The 21,868-nt window shown below is 41.6% G+C and carries 22 protein-coding genes and 1 pseudogene; 5 read left to right on the top strand and 18 right to left on the bottom strand.

All coding sequences use genetic code 11. From position 1 onward, the window contains the following. Positions 1-108: 108 nt before the first annotated feature. Positions 109-750: an alpha/beta hydrolase gene (locus tag QGN29_RS11655; RefSeq protein WP_310798041.1), complete on the top strand. Its 642-nt coding sequence runs from the start codon at positions 109-111 to the stop codon at positions 748-750. 4 nt (positions 751-754) lie between these two features. On the opposite strand, the gene QGN29_RS11650 is transcribed toward QGN29_RS11655, so the two are convergent. Further along, a complete protein-coding gene (locus QGN29_RS11650) occupies positions 755-1,576 on the bottom strand; it encodes a squalene/phytoene synthase family protein (protein WP_310798040.1) in 822 nt (273 codons plus the stop codon). Positions 1,577-1,726: 150 nt separating this feature from the next. On the opposite strand from QGN29_RS11650, the gene QGN29_RS11645 reads away from it, so the two are divergent. Further along, a complete protein-coding gene (locus QGN29_RS11645) occupies positions 1,727-2,287 on the top strand; it encodes a urate hydroxylase PuuD (RefSeq protein WP_310798039.1) in 561 nt (186 codons plus the stop codon). A 71-nt stretch (positions 2,288-2,358) separates the two neighbouring features. Here QGN29_RS11645 and QGN29_RS11640 read toward each other — a convergent pair whose 3' ends face one another. From QGN29_RS11640 to rplM, 7 genes are all read right to left on the bottom strand, one after another. Continuing rightward, positions 2,359-2,961, bottom strand: a complete 603-nt coding sequence (locus QGN29_RS11640; RefSeq protein ID WP_310798038.1) for a gamma carbonic anhydrase family protein — start codon at positions 2,959-2,961, stop codon at positions 2,359-2,361. Positions 2,962-2,977: 16 nt separating this feature from the next. Beyond that, on the bottom strand, positions 2,978-4,051 hold the full coding sequence (argC, locus tag QGN29_RS11635) for an N-acetyl-gamma-glutamyl-phosphate reductase (protein WP_310798037.1): 1,074 nt from the start codon (positions 4,049-4,051) through the stop codon (positions 2,978-2,980). An 80-nt stretch (positions 4,052-4,131) separates the two neighbouring features. After that, a complete protein-coding gene (gene motA / locus QGN29_RS11630) occupies positions 4,132-5,001 on the bottom strand; it encodes a flagellar motor stator protein MotA (RefSeq protein ID WP_310798036.1) in 870 nt (289 codons plus the stop codon). A 71-nt stretch (positions 5,002-5,072) separates the two neighbouring features. Further along, a complete protein-coding gene (locus tag QGN29_RS11625) occupies positions 5,073-5,678 on the bottom strand; it encodes a redoxin domain-containing protein (protein WP_310798035.1) in 606 nt (201 codons plus the stop codon). A gap of 1 nt (position 5,679) precedes the next feature. Beyond that, positions 5,680-7,749: a protein-disulfide reductase DsbD family protein gene (locus QGN29_RS11620; protein ID WP_310798034.1), complete on the bottom strand. Its 2,070-nt coding sequence runs from the start codon at positions 7,747-7,749 to the stop codon at positions 5,680-5,682. 135 nt (positions 7,750-7,884) lie between these two features. Beyond that, positions 7,885-8,364, bottom strand: a complete 480-nt coding sequence (rpsI, locus tag QGN29_RS11615; protein WP_310798033.1) for a 30S ribosomal protein S9 — start codon at positions 8,362-8,364, stop codon at positions 7,885-7,887. Positions 8,365-8,369: 5 nt separating this feature from the next. Continuing rightward, positions 8,370-8,828, bottom strand: a complete 459-nt coding sequence (gene rplM, locus QGN29_RS11610; RefSeq protein ID WP_310798032.1) for a 50S ribosomal protein L13 — start codon at positions 8,826-8,828, stop codon at positions 8,370-8,372. Positions 8,829-9,104: 276 nt separating this feature from the next. Between rplM and QGN29_RS11605 the strand changes: the two genes are divergently transcribed. Then, positions 9,105-10,115 (top strand): NADP-dependent oxidoreductase, encoded by a 1,011-nt coding sequence (locus tag QGN29_RS11605; RefSeq protein WP_310798031.1) that lies wholly within the window; start codon positions 9,105-9,107, stop codon positions 10,113-10,115. 48 nt (positions 10,116-10,163) lie between these two features. Here QGN29_RS11605 and cutA read toward each other — a convergent pair whose 3' ends face one another. From cutA to panB, 6 genes are all read right to left on the bottom strand, one after another. After that, complete coding sequence (gene cutA / locus QGN29_RS11600) at positions 10,164-10,487, bottom strand: divalent-cation tolerance protein CutA (protein WP_310798030.1); 324 nt, start codon at positions 10,485-10,487, stop codon at positions 10,164-10,166. Between the two features lie 12 nt (positions 10,488-10,499). Beyond that, complete coding sequence (locus QGN29_RS11595; RefSeq protein ID WP_310798029.1) at positions 10,500-11,537, bottom strand: COX15/CtaA family protein; 1,038 nt, start codon at positions 11,535-11,537, stop codon at positions 10,500-10,502. A 123-nt stretch (positions 11,538-11,660) separates the two neighbouring features. Continuing rightward, positions 11,661-13,157, bottom strand: coding sequence for a ribosome biogenesis GTPase Der (gene der, locus QGN29_RS11590; protein ID WP_310798028.1), 1,497 nt, complete (start codon positions 13,155-13,157; stop codon positions 11,661-11,663). Between the two features lie 34 nt (positions 13,158-13,191). Continuing rightward, positions 13,192-14,523, bottom strand: a complete 1,332-nt coding sequence (locus QGN29_RS11585) for a PQQ-binding-like beta-propeller repeat protein (RefSeq protein WP_310798027.1) — start codon at positions 14,521-14,523, stop codon at positions 13,192-13,194. Beyond that, positions 14,520-15,209, bottom strand: coding sequence for a tetratricopeptide repeat protein (locus QGN29_RS11580; RefSeq protein WP_310798026.1), 690 nt, complete (start codon positions 15,207-15,209; stop codon positions 14,520-14,522). Before QGN29_RS11580 ends, QGN29_RS11585 begins: the two co-directional genes overlap by 4 nt. Before the next feature lie 171 nt (positions 15,210-15,380). Continuing rightward, on the bottom strand, positions 15,381-16,226 hold the full coding sequence (panB, locus tag QGN29_RS11575; protein WP_310798025.1) for a 3-methyl-2-oxobutanoate hydroxymethyltransferase: 846 nt from the start codon (positions 16,224-16,226) through the stop codon (positions 15,381-15,383). 188 nt (positions 16,227-16,414) lie between these two features. On the opposite strand from panB, the gene glgC reads away from it, so the two are divergent. Both glgC and glgA read left to right on the top strand, forming a co-directional pair. After that, positions 16,415-17,674 carry a glucose-1-phosphate adenylyltransferase gene (gene glgC, locus QGN29_RS11570; RefSeq protein ID WP_310798024.1) on the top strand — a complete coding sequence of 420 codons (1,260 nt, stop codon included), beginning with the start codon at positions 16,415-16,417 and terminating at the stop codon, positions 17,672-17,674. 28 nt (positions 17,675-17,702) lie between these two features. Then, positions 17,703-19,139, top strand: coding sequence for a glycogen synthase GlgA (glgA, locus tag QGN29_RS11565; RefSeq protein WP_310798023.1), 1,437 nt, complete (start codon positions 17,703-17,705; stop codon positions 19,137-19,139). 3 nt (positions 19,140-19,142) lie between these two features. On the opposite strand, the gene QGN29_RS11560 is transcribed toward glgA, so the two are convergent. From QGN29_RS11560 to QGN29_RS11550, 4 genes and pseudogenes are all read right to left on the bottom strand, one after another. Continuing rightward, positions 19,143-19,409: an NINE protein gene (locus tag QGN29_RS11560; RefSeq protein ID WP_310798022.1), complete on the bottom strand. Its 267-nt coding sequence runs from the start codon at positions 19,407-19,409 to the stop codon at positions 19,143-19,145. Between the two features lie 91 nt (positions 19,410-19,500). Further along, positions 19,501-20,457, bottom strand: coding sequence for a class I SAM-dependent DNA methyltransferase (locus QGN29_RS11555; RefSeq protein ID WP_310798021.1), 957 nt, complete (start codon positions 20,455-20,457; stop codon positions 19,501-19,503). Positions 20,458-20,703: 246 nt separating this feature from the next. Beyond that, positions 20,704-20,832 (bottom strand): annotated as a pseudogene (locus QGN29_RS14500) (hypothetical protein); the annotation flags it as partial. A gap of 87 nt (positions 20,833-20,919) precedes the next feature. Further along, positions 20,920-21,777 carry an FkbM family methyltransferase gene (locus tag QGN29_RS11550; RefSeq protein ID WP_310798020.1) on the bottom strand — a complete coding sequence of 286 codons (858 nt, stop codon included), beginning with the start codon at positions 21,775-21,777 and terminating at the stop codon, positions 20,920-20,922. Between the last annotated feature and the right edge of the window lie 91 nt (positions 21,778-21,868).

Genomic DNA, 21,868 nt, shown 5'->3' with positions numbered 1-21,868 from the left:
ATCTATAGAAATTAGCCTTTTGCGTTATCTTCTCTTGCGTATTTGGTTATTTGCCATATATAAAACGTGTTAACAATTGTTATTCAGCAAGCACAAAGAAAAAATATTATGCCTGAAATTATTTTTAATGGACCTTCAGGACGCGTCGAAGGTCATTACCAACCTGGAAAATCAGACAATGCTCCTATTGCCTTGATTTTGCATCCTCACCCACAATACGGTGGTACGATGGACGATAAAGTCGTCTACTATATGTATCATGCCTTTGCACACAGAGGGTTCGCAACACTTCGTTTTAACTTCAGAGGTGTGGGCCGATCACAGGGTGAATTTGATAACGGCATTGGAGAGCTCTCTGATGCAGCAGCAGCGATGGACTGGCTTCAGACACAAAACCCAAACAGTACAGGTAGTTGGATTGCTGGATTTTCTTTTGGTGCATGGATAGGAATGCAGCTCTTAATGCGCCGACCAGAAATTAATGGATTTATATCTGTAGCTCCACCAGCTAATCTTTATGATTTCTCATTCTTAGCACCTTGCCCATCAAGCGGTTCTATCATTCAAGCTCAGCATGATGATGTGGTACAAGATTCGTCTGTCGTTAAACTTGTTGAAAAATTGCAAGCTCAGAAATCAATCGAAATTGATCACCAGGTTGTGCCAGGGGCGAATCATTTCTTTGAAGGCTGCCTTGATAAGTTGATGGTATCTGTGAATACCTATCTTAATCAGCGTTTAAGCAAATAATAGATTAAAAAGATTTAAAGGCCAGCTTTAGCATGAGTGCAAGTTGGCCTTTTTCCATGTTTATTTTGTTTGGATTATAGCCAGCATCTTGGATAATGGCCTTATAGTGAGATGCTATTAAGCCCAGTTTCATTAATTTTTTTTCATTTTTCGACATCTTGCACTTAAGTGATTTCGCTTTGGAGAGACGTGCTGTCGCCTCTGACAGCAAACTTTCAGCCGCCGTCGATGTTATGATTGCAAAATCACCCTGAAAATGCTTTTCGCCTTGTGATTTTTGTTGTGCGAGTATCTCAGTAGGAATGAGACCTTCACTAGCAGAAGCATGATAGAGTATACCTCTTACAAGGCTAATTAATCCCCAGGCACTGCCTATAAGGGATGCTTTTTCTATAGCCTCTGCATTCTTGGATCGAGTCATAAAGACGTGTAATTGTCCAGCCGTCTTTTCGGCATAGGCAAATGTCGACGCTAAGGTCGGAGGGCTTTCACTCTCATTTTCTTCCTGTCGAGCGGTCACAAGTTCCAATAAGGTGGAGATTTCAATATCGGCTTTAGCAATTTCTTCTATTAACGGATGCTTGCGAATAGCCCCCTTTGCTGCCTCTTCAAGAGCTTCGTACCACCACTGCAGCTTAATCTGTGCTAAGAGCGGCTCATTCGTCGCTGTTAGACATTGTGCAAGTTCGTAATTTAAAGCGGTAAGCGCGAGTAATCGTGCTTGCTCCTGAAAAGAGCAGAGCAAAATTAACTTATAGCGATCAGGGTCATTCTTTTTTACAAGGTCGCGTATAATATCTGCCGTATCTAAAATAATATCCGTCATGATGTCCATATGGAACGATACACAAAAAAATTCAACAAAAATCACGAGTTAATTAGTTGACCTATACTGTCAAGCGCATTCTTCGCTTGTACTAAAGGTATAATATCGTTAAAATCATCTCACTCAAATATTCAACTGAGGGGAATAATCATGGGCGCTATTTTATCGTCACTACGCAATACAGTCATCGTTGGCATCATTGTGATGCTTGCTGTATCATTCGGTCTTGATGCCGATGGGCAATCATCTAACTTCATCGGTCGTTACTTACATGTAATTTCTGGAGTAATGTGGATTGGTCTACTTTGGTATTTTAACTTTGTACAAATACCTACAATGCCTTCTATTCCAGATGAGCTAAAGCCAGCTGTTGGGAAGCATATTGCTCCTGAAGCTTTGTTCTGGTTCCGTTGGGGCGCTATGGCAACACTAGTTACAGGTCTTTATGTAGCAATGGTGAGCGGCTATATGAAAGAAGCTTTCATGCTTGAAGAAGGTTTCCGTTTGATCGGTGTTGGCATGTATATGGCAATTATCATGTGGTTTAACGTATGGTTCGTTATTTGGCCAAACCAAAAGAAAGCTTTAGGCATGGTTGAAGCTGATGCAGATACAAAAGCTGCTGCTGCTCGTACAGCAATGCTCTTTAGTCGTACGAATACTCTGCTTTCTATCCCTATGCTGTATTGCATGGTTGGTATGTCTTCATAAGTGATATACAAAAATTAGACAAAAAGGCCTTCTTAATGAAGGCCTTTTTTTATAGATGGATGTGTTATGATTTATGTCCAAGCATATTTCATAGATTTAGGGGGATATTGATCCCCTTTTTCTCCTTTACTATCAGCGCGATGTTGTTCGGCCAATTGCTGATAGTGGTGTGCCATAGATCGGTTCTTCTCTATTTCATCCTGTGTGAGAAGTCGCATAAATTTTGCAGGCCGGCCTGCCCACATTTCACCAGACTTAATGACTTTACCGGCTGTTAACATCGCCCCTGCTGCGAGCATACCATCTGTTTCTATGATGCAATTGTCCATGACGATGGCACCCATGCCGACAAAGCTATTGTTTTCAAGTGTACACCCATGAAGCATTGCCATATGGGCAATTAAGACGTCATCTCCAATGAGAGTTGGATAAGTGTTCGTCGAAACATGAATGATCGTACCATCCTGAATGTTCGTCCGTTTGCCAATTCTAATGTAATTTACATCACCGCGTATCACGACATTATGCCAGATACTCGATAAAGCATTAATGTGAACATCTCCTACAACTTGAGCGCCGTGAAAGACATAAGCTGAGGGCTCAATTTCAGGCCATATCGATTGGAAAGGGGTAAGAGTACCACCAAGGTCTGTTTCTCTTTTTAGAGGCGTCATTCGTTTCTTCCTATGTTTATGGAAACAATGCAACTTGCTTCAAGCCACACTCTTCATCCAGCCCCATCATGACATTCATATTCTGTATTGCTTGGCCACTTGAACCCTTGACTAGGTTATCTATAGCGGCAATGACAATTGCACGTCCCTTAATGCGATCTTTATAGACATTCACAACAAAATTGTTAGACCCTCTAACCATCCGTGTTGCGGGCATTTGGTCTTCCTTTAAGAGTGTCATGAAATGTTCTTTATCGCATGTGACAGCAAGACCTTTTCTTAGGTCTTCTATGGTTTTATTCTCTTCAAGTTTTACATAGGCAGTAATAAGCTCCCCCCTATTCATAGGGACAAGATGGGGGGTGAAACTCATCGTAACGGCAGACTCTGCAGAAACGGACAATTCCTGCTCAATTTCTGGCATATGACGGTGATGACCGACGCCGTAAGGGTTCATCGCTTCGCTCACTTCTGTAAAGAGATTACTTTCGCGTAAGCTTCTTCCTGCACCGGTAACGCCAGATTTAGCGTCAATTATGATATCTTCAGATTTAATCAGATCTTGTTTCAGCAAAGGTTTTAAAGCAAGTAATATAGCAGTTGGATAACATCCAGGACAGGCAACGAGATCGGCACTCTTAACGCTCTCACGATAATATTCAGTAAGACCATAAATAGCGCGGGGCTGTAGGGCTATAGCCGTATGGTCATTGCCGTACCATCGTTTATATGTATCTGGGTCTCTCAATCTAAAGTCTGCTGATAAATCAATGACTTTTATCTGTTTCTTACCACTGGTTTGTTCAAAGATACCCTTGATGATTTCTTGACTGGTAGCATGAGGCAGAGCGCAAAAAATAACATCCACCTCGACGGTGGCCCAGTCTATCTCCCCAATTTTGTTAAGAATAGGCAAGTCATGCCCGATAAAGTGAGGAAAGATATCCGCCATTGTTTGACCAGCTTTACGTTCTGCCGTTAGCAGCTTAATGTCTACATTAGGGTGATTAATCAATAATCGCACCAGATCGCTACCTGTGTATCCACTGGCCCCTAATATTCCGACCTTTATTTTTTTATTATTCGTCATAGTAAGACTCCATTCATGGTCATCATCATAAAAAAAGCCGCCCCATATTGTCTAGAGCGGCTTGTAAATAAGTAATATTCTTATAAGTCAGGTGGAAGCTCTGCAATTGCCTCTTCCAATTCTAGGAAGGACGGCATACAATGTGAAGGACAGTTTCGTCGGCCTATCTCCACAGAGATCTGAGGCGCATTTCCATTCAAATTAGCAACAACAATCAGTTTAATAATCTCGTAGAATTGCGCATCTTCCTGAAGAATTGCGTCAAAGCGCTGTGCAATCGGTCCCATAAAGAGATAAGACAAGAAAATCCCAAGGAAAGTACCGACAAGAGCACCACCAATCATACTCCCCAAGACTTCAACGGGCGCATTAATTTTGGACATTGTTTTAACAATACCAAGAACAGCGGCAACAATACCAACAGCAGGCAGACCTTGAGCCATTTCAGAAAGCATATGATGTGTTAGATGCTCTTCTTTGTGGTGACGCTCAATATCAGCGTTCATGGCATCTTCCATCTGCATGGGATCTTCGAAGTTCATTGTCATCATTCGGATATAATCACAAATGAAATCAAGAACATGATGATCTGCTAGGATGTTAGGAAAGTGGCCAAATATCTTTGATTCTTCAGGGTTTTCAATGTGAGCTTCAACAGCAACAACCCCTTTCGATCGTATCGTCTTAACTAATAGAAACATTAAGCATAATAAATCTTTATAGTCATCAGGCTTCCAGTGCGGCCCTTTGAAAACGGATCCTAATGCTTTACCAATATTACCAAGACCTCGTCCATCGGTAGACATAACAAGGCCGCCAATAGAACCACCAAGAATCATAACCATTTCGGCAGGAAGAGCTTTTAGGATAATATCGAATTTACCACCGGCCCAGATGAAACCACCAAAGACCATTGCAAGAACGACTACAAAACCAATAATAACAAACATTTAACGTTACCTGTATTGCTATAAACTACTTCGATACTAGCAGAATGATGTAAACATGCAAGGCTTTAGATTTAGTCAGCGTATTTTACACTACAGCCATAAGGCTTTGTTGTATTTGGTGAAATTTCCTTATCTTCCTTAAAGGACTTCCATGCATTCAAAGCATAATTGGTAGCCCCTTTTAAGCTGGAAGGTCGGGCGGAAGGCTTGTCATCAATTGCCCCCATATATTGAATAGTCCCCTTAGGGTCGATCAAGAACATTTCTGGAGTTGTTTTTGCATTATAAAGCTTTCCCACTTTACCCGTTGGATCAAGTAAGACATGACTAGAATAAACCCCTCTACTAGATGAAAGATCATTCGCTTCTTCAGCCGATACATAACCCTGCTTGCCAGGTGCTGAAGAAATAATGGATAGCCAAACAACACCGTCATCAGTGAGTGCTTTTTGTGTTTTTTGCATGTTTCCAGAATTGTAATGCTTCTTTACATAGGGACAACCATGATTTGTCCATTCAAGCATAACAGTCTTTCCGCGCAAACTAGAGAGCGTAAGTGTTTTGCCCATACTAGATTTCAGAGTAAAATCAGGCGCTTCTTTGCCCACTTTTACATCTAGGGCATTGACTGTGAATGTACCGAATAATAAAAATACTGCTATGAGTAGCTTATTCATTTTAAACCCCTTTTCCCTCAATATATTCTTTCAATATATCAATTGTAATTACAGATGGGAGTAACCGTGCTTCAGATCCATCTTTTGGATAGTAAAGATAGAGTGGAATCCCTGCCCGTCCATATTTTTTTAGAACCTTAAGTGTATCAGGTGTAAAGCCAGCAGTTTCGTCAGATTTCAATACAACGATGGCATTCCGCTTAAACATGTCCTCTGTTTCAGTGCGCTGTAGAGCTACTTTTTCATTCACTTTACAGGTAATGCACCAGTCTGCTGTAAAATAGACAAAAACAGGCTTACCTTCAGCTCTGAGATTAGATACAGCTTGCTCAGTCCATACGTTGGAAGTGGATGGCTGATCACTGAGAGCACGGTCAGGGGCTTTTTCTGAGACCCCTAAGAACCAAGCTGAAAAGGCTAGAGTGACACCGAGAATTAGTATGCGTTTTAGAGGAGAACTCATTTGCTCTCTTAGCCATATCAAAAAGGCAACAAAAGTGACAAAGGCAAATAAATGAACCAATTGACCGGTTTGGTCACCGTAAACTGTTGCCAGCCATAAGGCTGTTAATATCATAGGGAAACTCAGGCCTTGTTTGACCTTTTCCATCCAAGGACCCGGGCGTGGCATTTTGCTAGCAAGAGTGTCGCTATAGGATAAGAGAAGAAAAGGGGATGCGAGTCCAAGGCCAAGCATCATCAGCGTAATGGTTAAAGTAATGCTGTCTTGGGTCAGCGCATATCCTATGGCAGGTGCCATCAGGGGCACAGTACAGGGTGTAGCAACGAGCGTGGCTAAAACGCCTGTGAAGAAAGCACCTTTAGCGCCGCTTTTTTGAGTGAGTGTTTGCCCTGCTCCTTCAAAACCAGTCTGTATATTAAATATTCCAGCCAGTGACATGGCAACCAATGTTAGAATAATTACCATCAATCCAACAAAACGAGGCTCCTGTAGCTGAAAACCCCATCCGAGGGCATCGCCCCCGCTTCTAAGGGCGATAAGAACCACTGCGATAGCCAAGAAGGAAGCGAGAATTCCACTTGTATAGGCCCACCCTTCTTTATGACGGTCTGCTTTTGATAAACTGCCTGCTGACACAAAGGCAAAAGCTTTAAGAGACAAAACGGGAAAAACGCAAGGCATAAGATTAAGAAGAGCGCCGCCCAGGAAAGCGAATAGTAAGGCTTGCCAAAGGGGAAAGCTTTGCATTTCAATTGGATCTTCCATTTGCGAGAGTTTTGGAATGGTCGGCGTTTCAAGCGTGGGGGCTAAGTAAAAATACTGGTGATCTCCCTTTGCCGTTTTCAGAAAGAGAATGCCTGTAACCTGCTCAGGTTTATTTAGACTATTGCTACGTTCTGCATTTAGGACAAGGCCTTCAGCCATACCAACGACAGTTTGGGGAGCACTATAGGTGAAAACACCGTCTTCTTTTGGAAAAAAATAGGCTTCTGTATAGTCCTTAATTTCTTCTTCACTCATTTCAATGGTTAAAGCCGATGATGTATCATTGATTATAAGGCGACTATCCCACCAACTAATTTCTGGTTGGTGAGTACTAAAAGACGCTATCGTATCTGCTGCAGCTTCATTTGGGATAGCCTTCTCAACAGGGATATTAAGTTTAAAGCTACCATACTGAGGAATACATTCTTCTTCACAGACAAGCCACTCTGCCTCTAAGGAGATAGGAAGAGACTTGGCTGTATAATTCGACATAATATCAACAGTAAAAAGAACAGTGCTGGGTCGTTTATAGCCATAGGTCATTAACCCTGTATAGGGTATACGCTTAGGGGCTTCGTATGCCGCAGCTGAGACAGTTACCCCTTCTGGCACTGTCCATTCAAAGATATTCTTTGCGCCACTATCTCCTGGATTTTCCCAGTAAGTATACCATCCTTCTTTTGGAGTGATTGTAAAAGCGATATTGAAACTGCGGCCTGGCTCAACAGATTCATAAGCACTTTGGAGAAGGACTGAAGTGTGACTAGCAGAATGAGCGTCTTTGACCTCAGTGACTCCTGAGAGAGAGAAAAGAAGAAAGAATATACCGACAACTTTGCGCATAGTTTAAGATCCATATTTGAATTGAGTGCACACTTCTTACTGCACCATACTATAAACTACACCTCACAAATGTGTTAAAACAACAAAAAAGGCCGCCAGAGGCGACCTTCTTTAAAATCTTTGAAGCGATATATATTAACGCTTTGAGAACTGGAAAGAACGACGAGCTTTTGCGCGACCGAATTTCTTACGCTCAACAACACGTGCATCCCGTGTCAGGAAGCCAGCAGCTTTAAGAACGCCGCGTAGCTCAGGCTCAGCAAGCTGAAGTGCTTTTGAGATACCATGTTTAACCGCACCAGCTTGTCCAGATAGGCCACCGCCTTTAACAGTACAAACAACATCGTATTGACCAACACGCTCAGTGACGTCGAAAGGTTGTCCGACAACCAAACGAAGTGTTGGACGTGCGAAGTAAACTTCTTGGTCACGACCGTTTACAGTGATTGTACCTGTACCAGGCTTAATCCAAACACGTGCAACAGCGTCTTTACGCTTACCAGTTGCATATGTACGGCCAAGCTCGTCAACAACAGGTTTACGGTCTTCAACAGCGACTTCAACAGCTTCTGTTGTTTCGCCTGTGATTTCTTTAAGGTCTTGTAGATCAGCCATTGGTCCTACCTCGCATTCTTAGAGTTCATAGAAGCAACGTCTAGAACTTTAGGGTTCTGTGCTTCTTGTTTGTGCTCTGCACCCGCATAAACGCGTAGGTTACGCATTTGCTGACGGCCAAGTGGGCCTGATGGGATCATACGCTGAACAGCTTTTTCAATAACACGCTCAGGAAAGCGACCGTCAAGGATTTCACCAGCAGTTTGTGATTTAATACCACCTGGGTGACCTGTGTGACGGTAGTAAACTTTGTCAGACCGTTTTTTGCCTGTCAGTTTTACTTTGTCTGCATTGATGATGATAACATTGTCGCCACAATCCATATGTGGTGTGTATGTCACTTTGTTTTTACCGCGTAGAATGTTAGCAACAATCGCAGCCATACGACCAAGGACAAGACCTTCTGCGTCGATAAGGATCCACTCTTTGCTAATATCAGCGGGTTTTGCTGAATATGTTTTCATTACTTTATCCTATAAAAGTGAGTTTGGCCCCAAGACATATAGAATTAGTGCCGTAATCAGTTCTGCGGTCGTTATAGACATATTTGACCGCTTGTCAATCCATTTTATACATTAGCATTGCTAAATTTCCAATTAAATACAGTAGCTTAGTTATTGGGTATTATAGTACCCCATGCGGTATGCGTCAAATTGAAGAAATATATAGAGGGGAGTCTCTTTTCTTTTGCCAAGGATGGACCATTTATGATTAGGTAGTGAAAATTGAGGAGTAAACTAATGACAAAAAATAAAGAAATTCTATTTAAGAAACCCCCTGTTGGTCCTGTAACAGATGATACTTTTGAACTTGCTGAAACGGCAATTCCTTCAGCAGGTGATGGCCAATTTGTGGTTCAAGCACATTATATGTCAGTGGATCCTTATATGAGATCGCGGATGACAAATGTAAAAAGTTATATTCCTCCCTTTGAACTTGGTAAGCCATTACAAGCAGGCATCGTAGGAGAAGTTGTAGAAAGTAATCACGATAAATTCCCTGTTGGCTGTTATGTATCTGGTATGGGTAATTGGGCGAATTATACGGTGACGGACGGTGAAGGCTATAATCAAGTGCCTTCTGGACCAGCACCACTTTCCTATTTCCTTGGTATTTTGGGCATGCCTGGAATGACTGCCTGGGTCGGCCTGACAAAAATTGGTGCCTGTAAAGAAGGAGACAATGTCTATGTCTCTGCAGCATCTGGTGCCGTTGGACAAGTTGTTGGTCAGATTGCTAAGCAAATGGGATGTCATGTTTCTGGCTCAGCGGGATCTGATGATAAGGTGGCCTATTTGAAAGAACTTGGCTTTGATCAGGCCTTTAATTACAAAACTTGTGGTGATTTGAATAAAGCCATCGCAACTGCAAACCCTAAAGGCATTGATGTATATTTTGAAAATGTCGGAGGACCAATGCTGGAAGCTGTTTTAAATAATATGCGTTTTAACGGTCGTATTGCAGCTTGTGGTATGATTGCTGACTATGACGCTGCCAGTGCGAGTGACGTTTCCACAAGCCCTAGAAACCTCCCTATTATCATTGGACGTGAGATCAAGATGCAAGGGTTTATTGTTTCCAATCATACGAAAGAATGTATTGAATGGATTCAACAAGGCAGTCAGTGGATTACTGAAGGGAAGCTTAAATACCGTGAATCTGTTGCTGAGGGACTAGAGAATGCGCCCCAAGCCTTTATGGATATGATGGCTGGCAAGAATTTTGGAAAACAGGTCGTAAAATTAGTTTAAAGTAACTAGATCTTATAATGAAAAAGGCGGTTCTGAAACCGCCTTTTTTTATTGAAGTGAAACACTACTAGAAACCCATTTTAAATAATCAGGGTGTCCACCTTGAATATCAAGCTGCGTGATACAAGGTACTTTATAGCTATGAAGTTCTGTGATCATATCTATGGCATCTTGAACTCTGAATTTGTGAGTTTTCATAAAAGCCACAACCTCGTCTTCAAAATTAACAACGCCATCATATTTATATAAGCTCTGACCACCTTCAATCAAGTTTGCACAGGCAATGATATCTTTCGATACAAGGTGCGTACAAATACGAGAAGCATCATCATGATTTGGAAATGTCACATAAAGTGTTACCAAGTCTTCCATTATCCCCTACCCTCATTTAGAAATTGACCTACGTTGAAGGTGCATTAAATAGACCGTAAAAGCAAGAACAACAGCACCGCCACCCTGATGGGCTGTTCCCCAATCTACTGGGATGTGCTTTAGAAGCATGACAACACCTATGATAAACTGAGCAATTAAAAGGCAGCTCAATAAAGTTATTCCCTGCTTCACATTCTTAGAAACACCGGTTCGTGACTTCCAAAAAAGAAATGCCACAAGAAGGATGAGAACGTAAGCCCCTATCCGATGATCAAATTGTACTGTAATCGCATTGTCAAAAAAATTGGAGTGGAAAGGTTCCATACTAAATAGTCCATCGGGAACAAACTGATCATTCATCAGTGGGAAACTATTGAAAATATGGCCTGCCTTCAGACCTGCAACAAGTCCTCCCATCAGGATTTGCAGGACTAGAAGAGCCATAAGACAATGGGTGAGTATTTTGACTGGTTTTCGTGTTTCGCTCGGGGCTGGGTTCAATAAATTGAGAGCATTCCAGATCAGTGCCGACATGATGACCAGTGCTAAAGATAAGTGCGCAGTTAATCGATAGTGGCTCACAGCAGGTTCATTCACAAGTCCCGATTGAACCATATACCAACCCAGCAATCCTTGAGATCCGCCCAGAAAGAATAGAAAGAGTAGTGTAGATTTATACCCTTCTGGAATGCGCTTTCTAACCCAAAAGTAAGCAAGGGGCAGTGCAAAACAAAGGCCAATTAATCGACCGAGCACTCTGTGACCCCATTCCCAGTAGAAGATAGACTTAAACTCTTCCACAGTCATCGTATAATTCTTCAGCTTAAATTCTGGGCTATTTTTATAGAGCGAAAATTCTGCTTCCCACTCAGTAACCGACAGAGGAGGAAGAATACCAGTAATAGGTTTCCAGGTTGTCATAGAAAGACCTGATTCCGTCAACCGAGTTGCCCCGCCAACCACGACCATTAAAAAAACCATAAAAGCCATAAAAAGCAGCCAATACCCTATTGCTCTTCTGTCTTTGTCCTGGGTTTGAATTACCATCATAGTGCGTGTCATCCTTCGTCTAAATCTGCCTGATATTTAGTCCGATCATGTAAAGCTTTCAAGAGCGAACCATCAGTCTATTCGAGATTTAAGGAATTAAAAAAGGGGCAAAAGCCCCTTTCTCTATTTACCTGTTTTCCAACGCTTACCTCGTTTACTTTCTTTTTTCTCACGTCGCCGACCTTCATAAGGATTATCTTTTTTCTTAAAGACAAATCTTATGGGTGTCCCTGGCAATCCAAAGTCTCGCACCAATTCATTTTCCATATAGCGTTTATAGCTTTCTGGAATATCATCAGGTCGATTTGAGAACATTAAGAATGTTGGAGGTCTCGTTTTAATCTGTGCCCCAAACCTAACTTTTGCACGACGGCCATTCACAGATGGCATAGAATGTTTTTCAAGAGTATCTGTTAGCCATTCATTAAATCGTGCGGTTGAAATTCGTGAATTCCACAAATCATAGGCTTCTTCAATGGCAGGCATCATAAATTGTACGCCTTTGCCTGTGAGAGCAGAGAATTGCACGACCTTAACCCCTTTAAGCTGTGGGAAAGAACGTGTTAATATGTCAAGCAGCCGTTTTTTGGTGCCAAGGCGGTCATCTACTGCGTCCCATTTATTGAGGGCAATAATCATAGCACGTCCTTCATTGACGATATGTTCGGCAATTTTTAAGTCCTGTTTTTCAATGCCTCGCTCTGCATCTAGAAGAAGAACAACAGCTTCAGCAAATTGAATGGCCCGCAGTGTATCATTGGCAGATAAACGCTCTAGCTTATCTGTAATTTTTGCTTTCTTACGAAGACCTGCAGTATCGAATAAGCGAACTGGTAGTCCTTCCCATTCCCACTCCACAGAGATACTATCTCTTGTCAGACCGGCTTCAGGTCCTGTAATTAATCGATCTTGTTGCGTAAGATAATTGATTAAGGTTGACTTGCCTGCATTTGGGCGACCGACAATGGCTAGCCGAAGCGGTTTTTCGTCTTCAGAGTCCATTTCTGCATCATGGAACTCATAGTCCATATCGCCTTCCTCAATTTCAAAAGCATCTTCAGCTTCTTTGTTGCGGCGGCGTTTTTCCTCTTCTTCTTTTTCATGTGCATAGGGATCTATGCCATTTTCTTGGAGGGTATCCACAAGTGCCCGATATAACTCAGCTAAGCCTTGACCATGCTCTGCAGACAGAGCAATAGGCTCACCGAGACCAAGACCATAAGCTTCATAAATTCCATCTTGAGCTTTATGGCTTTCACATTTATTTGCGACAAGAACCACTGGCTTTTCAGCACGGCGTAGCCATGCAGCAAAATGCTCATCCATTGGCGTAACGCCTTGACGGGCGTCATACAACATGATGCAAATATCACTATCGTCTAGCGCAGCTTGAGTTTGCTGTCGCATGCGGTCTTCAAGAGTACCCTCTGCGCCTTCTTCAAGGCCTGCGGTATCAAATAAATTAAACCTCAGGTCAGACAGAGATGCCTCTCCCGCACGACGATCTCTCGTAACGCCAGGGGTGTCATCAACAATAGCCAAACGCTTCCCAACCAGTCGATTGAAAAGCGTCGATTTACCCACATTAGGGCGACCGAGGATAGCCAGTGTAAAATTCACGGCTTTACTCCTAAACTGTAAAGACAGACTTAGATCATCGATAAGCGATCAATTTTCCGTCGTCTGTAAGGGTTATTAAGGTACCATCCACCATAATAGGATTTGTTGTCATACCAGAGCCAACATTCACACCGCTTAATACATCTCCTGTATAGGGAGACAGTGTGAGCATATATCCATGTGAGGACGTCAGGAATAAGCGATTGCCCGCAAGCAAAGGACCATTCCATTTAATAAGATCACGACGTTTTTCCTGATCTTCAAATCGTTGAAGCTGTTCAACCCAGCGGATACGACCATCTGCAAGTGAAATACATAATACTTGAGAGTCAACAGTAACCACATATGCAAAATTGCCCGCAATCCAAGGCGTATTTACACCAGCAATGTCTGCTTCCCAAGAGCGCTCACCAGATCGCATATCAATTGCAACCATTCGGCCTGAGTGGGATAGACCATAGACTTTACCTCGGTCAATCACAGGATTTGCATCAATGTCAGTCAAGGTTGCCAACGGTGTCAGTCTCCGAGAAGAACGCAGAGTATCCTGCCACAGAACCAGTCCATTTGTTGCTCTTCGGGCAATCAATTCTCCAGACGAAAGTGCAAAGACCAAAGCTCCGTCTTCATAGGCAGCACTGGCTGCACCCAGCATACCAGCTGATTCCATAATACCCACTTGGTCCCATAAGAAGTTACCAGACTTGGCATCAACAGCGACCATAAGGTTATCATGGCTGATTGCAAAGACTTTACCTTCAGCAACGGTTGGAGCCCCTCTAAGAGGGACTGAATATTTATATGTCCACTCACGGCGACCTGAGGACGCGTCTAGAGCAACAATCAGTCCAAAACCAGAGGTCGCATAGACAGTACCATTGTCATATGCAACACCGCCGCCATAGCCCATTTTTACATTTTCATCTATTTTAATGTCATGCGACCATAGTTTGCGACCATTGGATAGGGAAAATGCATTTACTGTACCTTTGGCATCAACGGAAAAGACTTTACCTTCTGCAGAGACAGGAGTGGAAATGACACGTTCGTATTTACTATTCCCTGCCCCATTAGACACGGACCATGCACGAGATAAACTATCCGCAGTCTCCAAATGGTGGACGGCATGTGATTGAGAACCGCCTGATTGGGCCCAATTTTTATTTCTGTAAGGAATTGGCAGTACAACTGGGACTGAAGCAATAGAACTATCAGCTTCAAGAACTGTCACATTGGTTAAGATGGATATTCGCTCTTTTCCGCCGTCGTCATATTTAACCTTTTTTTTGCCACCTTCAAAAAGGGAGCAGGCTGAAATACAGAGTGCAATCGCTGTCAGGGTAATAAGTTTTGTTGTTTTAATCATTCTTCGCCCTTGTTTTCTTCGAGGTGTACCTCAACCATTGATAAGAGTTTTGTTACCCGTGTTCTCATTTCGTTAGTCAAATCCGTTGCAGTAGAGAGAGATTGGAGGCGTTGCTGAGCTTCCATATAGTTACCGTCAAGGTAATCAAGAAGAGCCAGCTGCTCTGTTGCATTTTTTTTGAACAAGCTGTCACCAGAAGCAAGTAAATTTAGATTTGATCGAGCGGCACTAATATCAACTGCATTTTCAATCATCACAAGCGACGAAGAAAAAAGAGCAAGGTTCTTTATACGAGTATCGACACTCTCAGTTGCATTGATTGAATTATAAACATCCAATGCTTCTGTAATTTTGCCTTTTTTGACATAATCCGCTGCAAGGTGAATTTGAGCAAACCCTTTGTAGGTCTCATTTAGGTTAGGAAGTGCAGAATCCCAAACAGCTTTAGTCTCGCCAGATTCAGATGATGCTTTTTTATATGCTTCTACATAGGCAGTCGAACTGGCTTCTTCAGAACTTGTTTTAAGTGAGACAAAAATTTCTCTACCCGCTACTAGACCAACGATTGCCACCGCTGTACCGATAATCCAATATTTGTAGCTGTCCCAAACTTTCTCGAGACGTTCACGGCGTAGAGCTTCGTCTACTTCCTGCATTGCTAATTCTTCTTCAGGTGACTTCGCCACGCTTAACTCCTACTTGACTACCTGTTATTCTCAGAAATTCATCCTGAAAATAAGGTTAATTCCGGCACACTAAAGTGTGTGTATAATTTTGCGCTACAATAGCAACAAATAACTTAGATGCAACCATCTAATTCACTGCAAATTTTGGCTAGAATTAGGCGGACCTGCTAATTAGTCTTTCATTTTGTAAGTATATTCGTCCGAAGGAAAAGTTCGAGCTCGAACTTCTGAGGCATATGCCTCAACAGATGCAACGATTTCTGTGCCTAATTCCATGTATCTCTTAACAAATTTAGGATTAAAACTAAATAAACCAAGCATATCCTCTGTAACGAGGATTTGGCCGTCACATTTATTGGATGCCCCAATACCAATTATTGGGTTTGATGTTTTTTCAGTAATTTTATCAGCCAGAGGCGCAGCGACGCCTTCTAATACGGTGGCAAAAGCACCCGCTGCAGCAATAGCCTGTGCATCATCAAGAATGGGTTGCCATTCATTTTCCGTTCTACCATGTGCGCCGTAGCCTCCATAACTGTTAACGCTTTGTGGCATAAGACCTACGTGACCTAAAACCGGTATACCGCGCTTCACAAGAAAAGCTATGGTTTCAGCCATTTCTATTCCGCCCTCTAGCTTAACAGCTCCTGCCCCAGTTTCACTTAGGACTTTGGCGCAGTTTCTAAAGGCTTGTTCTTTAGATTCTTCATAGGACCCAAAAGGCATATCAATGACCACAAGGGCCTTCTTTGCACCGCGCATGACAGCACGTCCATGCTGAATCATCATATCTAGTGTAACGCCTAGCGTATTATCCATGCCGTAAAGCACCATACCCAAGCTGTCACCTACCAACAATAAATCACAGTAATCGTCAAGCCGGGCAGCCATAGGTGTAATGTATGCTGTTAAACAGACAATCGGCTCTCCACTTTTTCTGGCAGCAATGTCCTTCGCAGTCCTACGTCGAACCATTGGTGATAACTTTACATTTTCTGTTTTCGGTGTTGTGGACATCGTCTATCCTTATCTGCGCTGATATCGTTGTCGGATGTTATAAAGGATGGTGCTATAGGTGTCATCAAAAAATATTTGTAAGCGCTTACACGTAGATATACATTCAATTTCATAAAAAAATATAGTCGTTGCAATTGCTCAATTATTGCTTACTAATAGAAGGATAGAATTACACAGAGGGGTTAACAATGAAAAAACGTATATCTGGAGAAAGCTTGACACGACAGACAATGGCTTATGTCCTTGCCGGAGGTCGAGGCAGTCGATTAAAAGATTTAACTGATCGTCGGGCTAAGCCAGCTGTATATTTTGGTGGTAAAAGTAGAATCATTGATTTTGCACTCTCAAACGCTGTTAACTCAGGAATAAGAAGAATTGGCGTTGCTACACAGTATAAAGCTCATAGCCTCATTCGTCATTTGCAAAGAGGTTGGAATTTTTTCCGAGCGGAGAGAAATGAAAGTTTCGATATTCTACCTGCATCTCAGCGTGTCTCAGAGACCCAGTGGTATGAAGGTACAGCAGACGCGGTTTATCAAAATATTGATATCATTGAATCATATGATCCAAAATATATGATTATTCTTGCCGGAGATCACATTTATAAAATGGATTACCGCTTAATGCTTGAGCAACATGTAGAAAGTGGGGCTGATGTTACGATTGGATGCTTGGAAGTATCTCAAGAAGAAGCCAAAGGGTTTGGTGTTATGGGAGTTGATGACAAGGATGGAATTATAAATTTCCTTGAAAAACCTTCTGATCCCCCAACAATTCCAGGGACAACAGACCGATGTTTAGCGTCCATGGGTATCTATGTTTTTAATACAGAGTATCTCATTGACCTATTAAAGAAAGACGCTGTGACAGAAGGGTCTACAAGGGATTTCGGAAATGACCTTATTCCATATATTGTGCAAAATGGGAAAGCCCAAGCGCATCGATACACACAATCATGCGTTAGATCAGAAGTAGAAGAAGAAGCCTACTGGAGAGATGTGGGGACTGTTGATGCCTACTGGAAAGCCAGTCTTGACTTAACAAGCTTTAACCCTGGTCTTGATCTTTATGACCGTGATTGGCCGATTTGGACCTATGCTGAAATTACACCGCCTGCAAAATTTATTCACGAATCTGATGGGCGACGCGGTGAGGCAATCAGCTCTTTAGTGGGCGGCGATGTGATTGTTTCAGGTTCTCAAGTCTACAAGTCTCTACTTTCTACAGGCGTGAGAACTCATTCTTATGCTGTTATTGAAAATTCAGTCTTACTGCCACATGTGACTGTCAATCGTAATGCACGACTTAAAAATGTTGTCGTCGACGGCAATGTCGTAATCCCTGAAGGATTGGTAGTTGGACAAAATGCAGAAGAAGATGCAAGACGATTTTATAGAAGTGAGAATGGTATTTGTCTTATCACTCAGAAAATGATAGATAACCTGTAACTCCAGAAAAAAGAAGTAAGGATCTGAAATGAATATACTTTTTGTATCTTCAGAGTGTTACCCTTTAATAAAGACCGGAGGATTGGCTGATGTAGTTGGTGCCCTTCCCCTTGCTTTTGATCCTTCCATAACAAATACCACAGTTTTTCTTCCTGGTTTTCCTGATGTGTTGAAAAACATCAAAAACACTCAGAAAATTGCTGAATTTACTGATCTCGCCGGAGGAAAATCCTCTCTTGTCAAAGGAACGTCGTCAACAGGGCTTAATGTGATTGTCATGATCGCCCCTCACCTCTTCGACTTAGAAGGCAATCCTTATGTGGATATGCAGGGGCATGATAGAGCCGGCAATCATATTCGTTATGCAGCTTTTTCAAAGGCAGCCAGCGACCTGTCCATAGGAAAACTTGCGGATCTCTATACTTTTGATTGCGTCCATGCTCACGACTGGCAAGCGGGGTTAACTTTTGCATACCTAGAAGCTGAGAATTTACCCAAGGGCCCAAAACGTATTTTAACCATTCATAATCTTGCATTTCAAGGTCTTTTCCCTAAAGAAATATTTGCTCAGCTAAGACTACCATCCAGCATGTTCAGCTCGAACCAATTGGAATATTGGGGGCAAGTCAGCTATTTAAAAGCCGGTGTTGTCTTCAGTGATCATGTGACCACCGTGAGCCCAACCTATGCCGCAGAAATTAAAACTGAGGAACTTGGAATGGGCTTTGGAGGACTACTAAATGCCATCAAAGATAGGGTTTCCGGGATTACAAATGGTATAGATCAGGGAATTTGGGACCCTGAAAGCGATCCACAAATCACAGCTTCCTATTCTGCGCAATCTTTGGCTGGGAAAGCGCTTTGCAAAAAAGCGCTTCAAGAGAAGATGGGATTGACACGCTCTGTGAAAAAACCACTCTTCTGTGTAATTAGTCGACTGACCACCCAAAAAGGATTGGACCTCGTCTTGAAAGCAATCCCTCACCTTCTCAAAAACGGCGCTCAAATAGCGATACTAGGTAGTGGTGATCATGACTTAGAACATCGTTATTTAGAAGCCGCTGATAAGTATAAAGGCAGTGTTTCTACTTATATTGGGTATAATGAAGTTTTAGCTCATCAGGTACAGGCTGGCGCAGACTTTATCCTTATCCCTTCCCGGTTTGAACCTTGTGGACTAACACAACTTTGCGCCATGAGATACGGTACAATTCCGGTGGTCACACGGGTGGGTGGTCTGAATGATACTGTTATCGATTGTAATGAAAGCGCTCTAAAACTAGGGTTAGGGACTGGTATACATTTGAATGATGTGACGGAGAATGCACTTATTGAAAGCCTGGATCGCAGTTTGGGACTTTTTCATTCAAAAAAGCTCACAAACAAAATACGCAAGAATGGTATGAAACAAGACCTGAGCTGGAAGTCTCCTGCTCAGGCCTATAATGATCTATATTCTTTATAATGCTTAAAGAGTGACTGGTCTTCCTTGACCATCTCTTCCATTGCCTATCAGGATCATTATAAATTCTATGAAAGCCCATACAGCAAGCAAGGCGCCAAATGGCCAGCCAAGGAAAGGAATGAGCCCGACAACGGCTAAACCAATCTGTAAAATTGCTCTAAAACTTCTACCTAAATACCAATTGTGAGCGCCCAGCCAAAATAGAAAAAAGCACAATAGCAATGCTATAATTGCGTTTTTCTCGCCGGGTCGTTGGATATAATCTGTCATAATAGTTCTCCCTGTCTTATTATTATAATCCTTATGTGGGTATTTTAAATAAGGAATACAAGTATGCTTAGCCACTGTAGTAATTTCTGTGCTAAAAGCCTAACAAATATAAAGCTCCCGGAATATATCCTACATTTTCATCCTTCCTTATCCCCATTTCATGATGTTTAAGAATTTTATAGTCAAACTGCTTACATAATTTTTGTATATAGTCTTTTGAGTGAGCGTAGCGTCCTGAGGGCTGTAGTCTATAGCTGTCGCCAGAAAGTTCTTCTGTTGAAAATGCAAGCCGAGCTCCTTTTTTATTTCGCTTTTTAATCTGTTTAAATATTTCTGATAAATCCCCAATATATACAAAAACATCTGCTGCTATAAAATAATCATAACACAGCTCTTTCTGGCTTAAATATTCAAGAATATCTCGAGACACTAATGTATCGTATATTTCTTTTTCGGCAGCCTTATTGAGCATATTCACTGATAAATCAATGCCTTCTAAATAGGTATACTGATTTAATATTTCCTGCCCAAATAATCCCGTACCGCAGCCTAAATCAAGAACTTTGCCTAGTGGTTTCCCCTCATTTTCTTTAAATATGAGATCAGCTAAAACATGAGGTACGCTATAATCGAGCGTATCTACTAAAGACTGCTCAAAATTCTCAGCATATCCATCAAAAAGCCACTTTACATAATCTTTTGAAGCCCCCTTTGTATTTTCACCAGACATCGACGCAACTAAATGTTTTGCAGCGTGATTTGGGTCTAATTTAGTGACGGTCAAATAAGATTTCATTGCTTCTTCCCGATGCCCTATGTCTAAGAGTGTATTCCCTAGATTACAGTGGGCTTCAGTATCATTTGGAGAAATTTCAATTGCTTTCCTCCCTGCCTCTACTGCTGCAGAATGCCGATTAGTCTTTTTAAATACGGCGGCCAGAATTTTCCAGCCAAAATTATTATTAGGGAAAAGATTTGTAAGGGATTTTGCATATTTTTCAGCATCACTATATCGCTCAAGATTATACAAATCTAACAGGCTCTTCACCTGTTGCTTCGAAGGGGTTGACCGTTTAATATTTCTAGGAGAAGTCTGTGCATTCAGACTCTCTTCATACGCATGAGATTCCGCATCTGAAAGATATTGTTTGCCTTTTAGAAGGATTTTCTGAGCAAGAGTATGCTTTTTAGCTTTTAAAAGGGTATCGATATAACTAACCCAAAACAGTCCCTTTGATGGTTTTAAATGAACTGCTTTCTCAAAATAAATCAGCGCAGTACTAATTTTATTCGCAGAGAGAGCGAGCATGCCTAGTTTATGGTTTGCACCAGGATGAAAAGGCCGTTCTTTTAAGATAATTTTAAAGTACTTCTCAGCGGTGTGAAGCTGGCCTTCTTTATACGCTATAACGCCGCGCTGCATTGCTTCTTTAATCGTGAGTTCCATAGTCTAATTTCAATCAGTTATTTTTCTTGAAGAAAGATTTAATAAAATATTCTCTAAAAGATATTATATATATTTCTTATTTCGAAACAACGCTCTTCCTAACTGAAAATTAATAGCCACCATAGAAAATCCCTGAGCGATTAACAAATTAGTTTGATGAGAGAAAGTTTCTTCTTTTTTGAACCCTCTCTCATACCCACCGTCGACGGCTATATAGTGAATTTGATCTAAAATTGATCCAACACCGTTAAACACTTCGGGCTCAAATCCTTCAGCTTCGCATTTAAACAATTTAATCTCACCAATATTATTTTGTTTGACAAAATCGTCGAGGCGCATCGTTTCTACATATATAATATCGCTATATTCTGAAGGTTGAATAAAACTTGAATCGGCATCTTTATTATTAACAAAAAATTTTTTCTTATTGTTTTCATAACCCAAGCCAAGGTTATTCTTGAGTGATTTTGGTGCATTCAAAGATAAGGCTTTATATTCTTCTATGCCGGGTTCAAAAGGAATATAGGTATTTTCATTTATCTGGGTTTTAAGATAAAGCCATAAATCTCCATAATTAGCACCACAATCAATGACAATGTCTCCTGGAGCAAAATCTATTTGGTCTATAAAATAAGAAGAGACAATTTCATCTCTTCTAACAGACAATCCTTCACTGTATAAATTAATTCCTCTGACTAAATTCGAAAAATAATAGCGCTCCCCTTTTTCTTCTATATAGAAGCACTCTAGTTCAGAGGCATATCCAAAACGGTGGTATTTTCCTTTTAACAAGGATTTTAAGTTTCTAATAAGAAGGCCAACTCTATTAAATCGAGACCGCTCTAGTGCGTTAAGAGGTGCCCGCATCAATTCATAATGAATTCTGAAGAATGCTTTTATGTATTTCATGATAGACGTCATGGCCTTCCCTCCTGATACAAAAGTAAAGCACATTTGCAGACTCTATGAAAGCGAGTCTCTTAAGTTGATGAATTATATATAGAAAAGGCCT

Origin of the sequence: Temperatibacter marinus, from assembly GCF_031598375.1 — a bacterium.
GTDB classification, from domain to species: Bacteria; Pseudomonadota; Alphaproteobacteria; order Sphingomonadales; family Kordiimonadaceae; genus Temperatibacter; species Temperatibacter marinus.
Note: the sequence above shows the minus strand (reverse complement) of the source record. Positions and strands in the feature narration are given on the sequence as shown.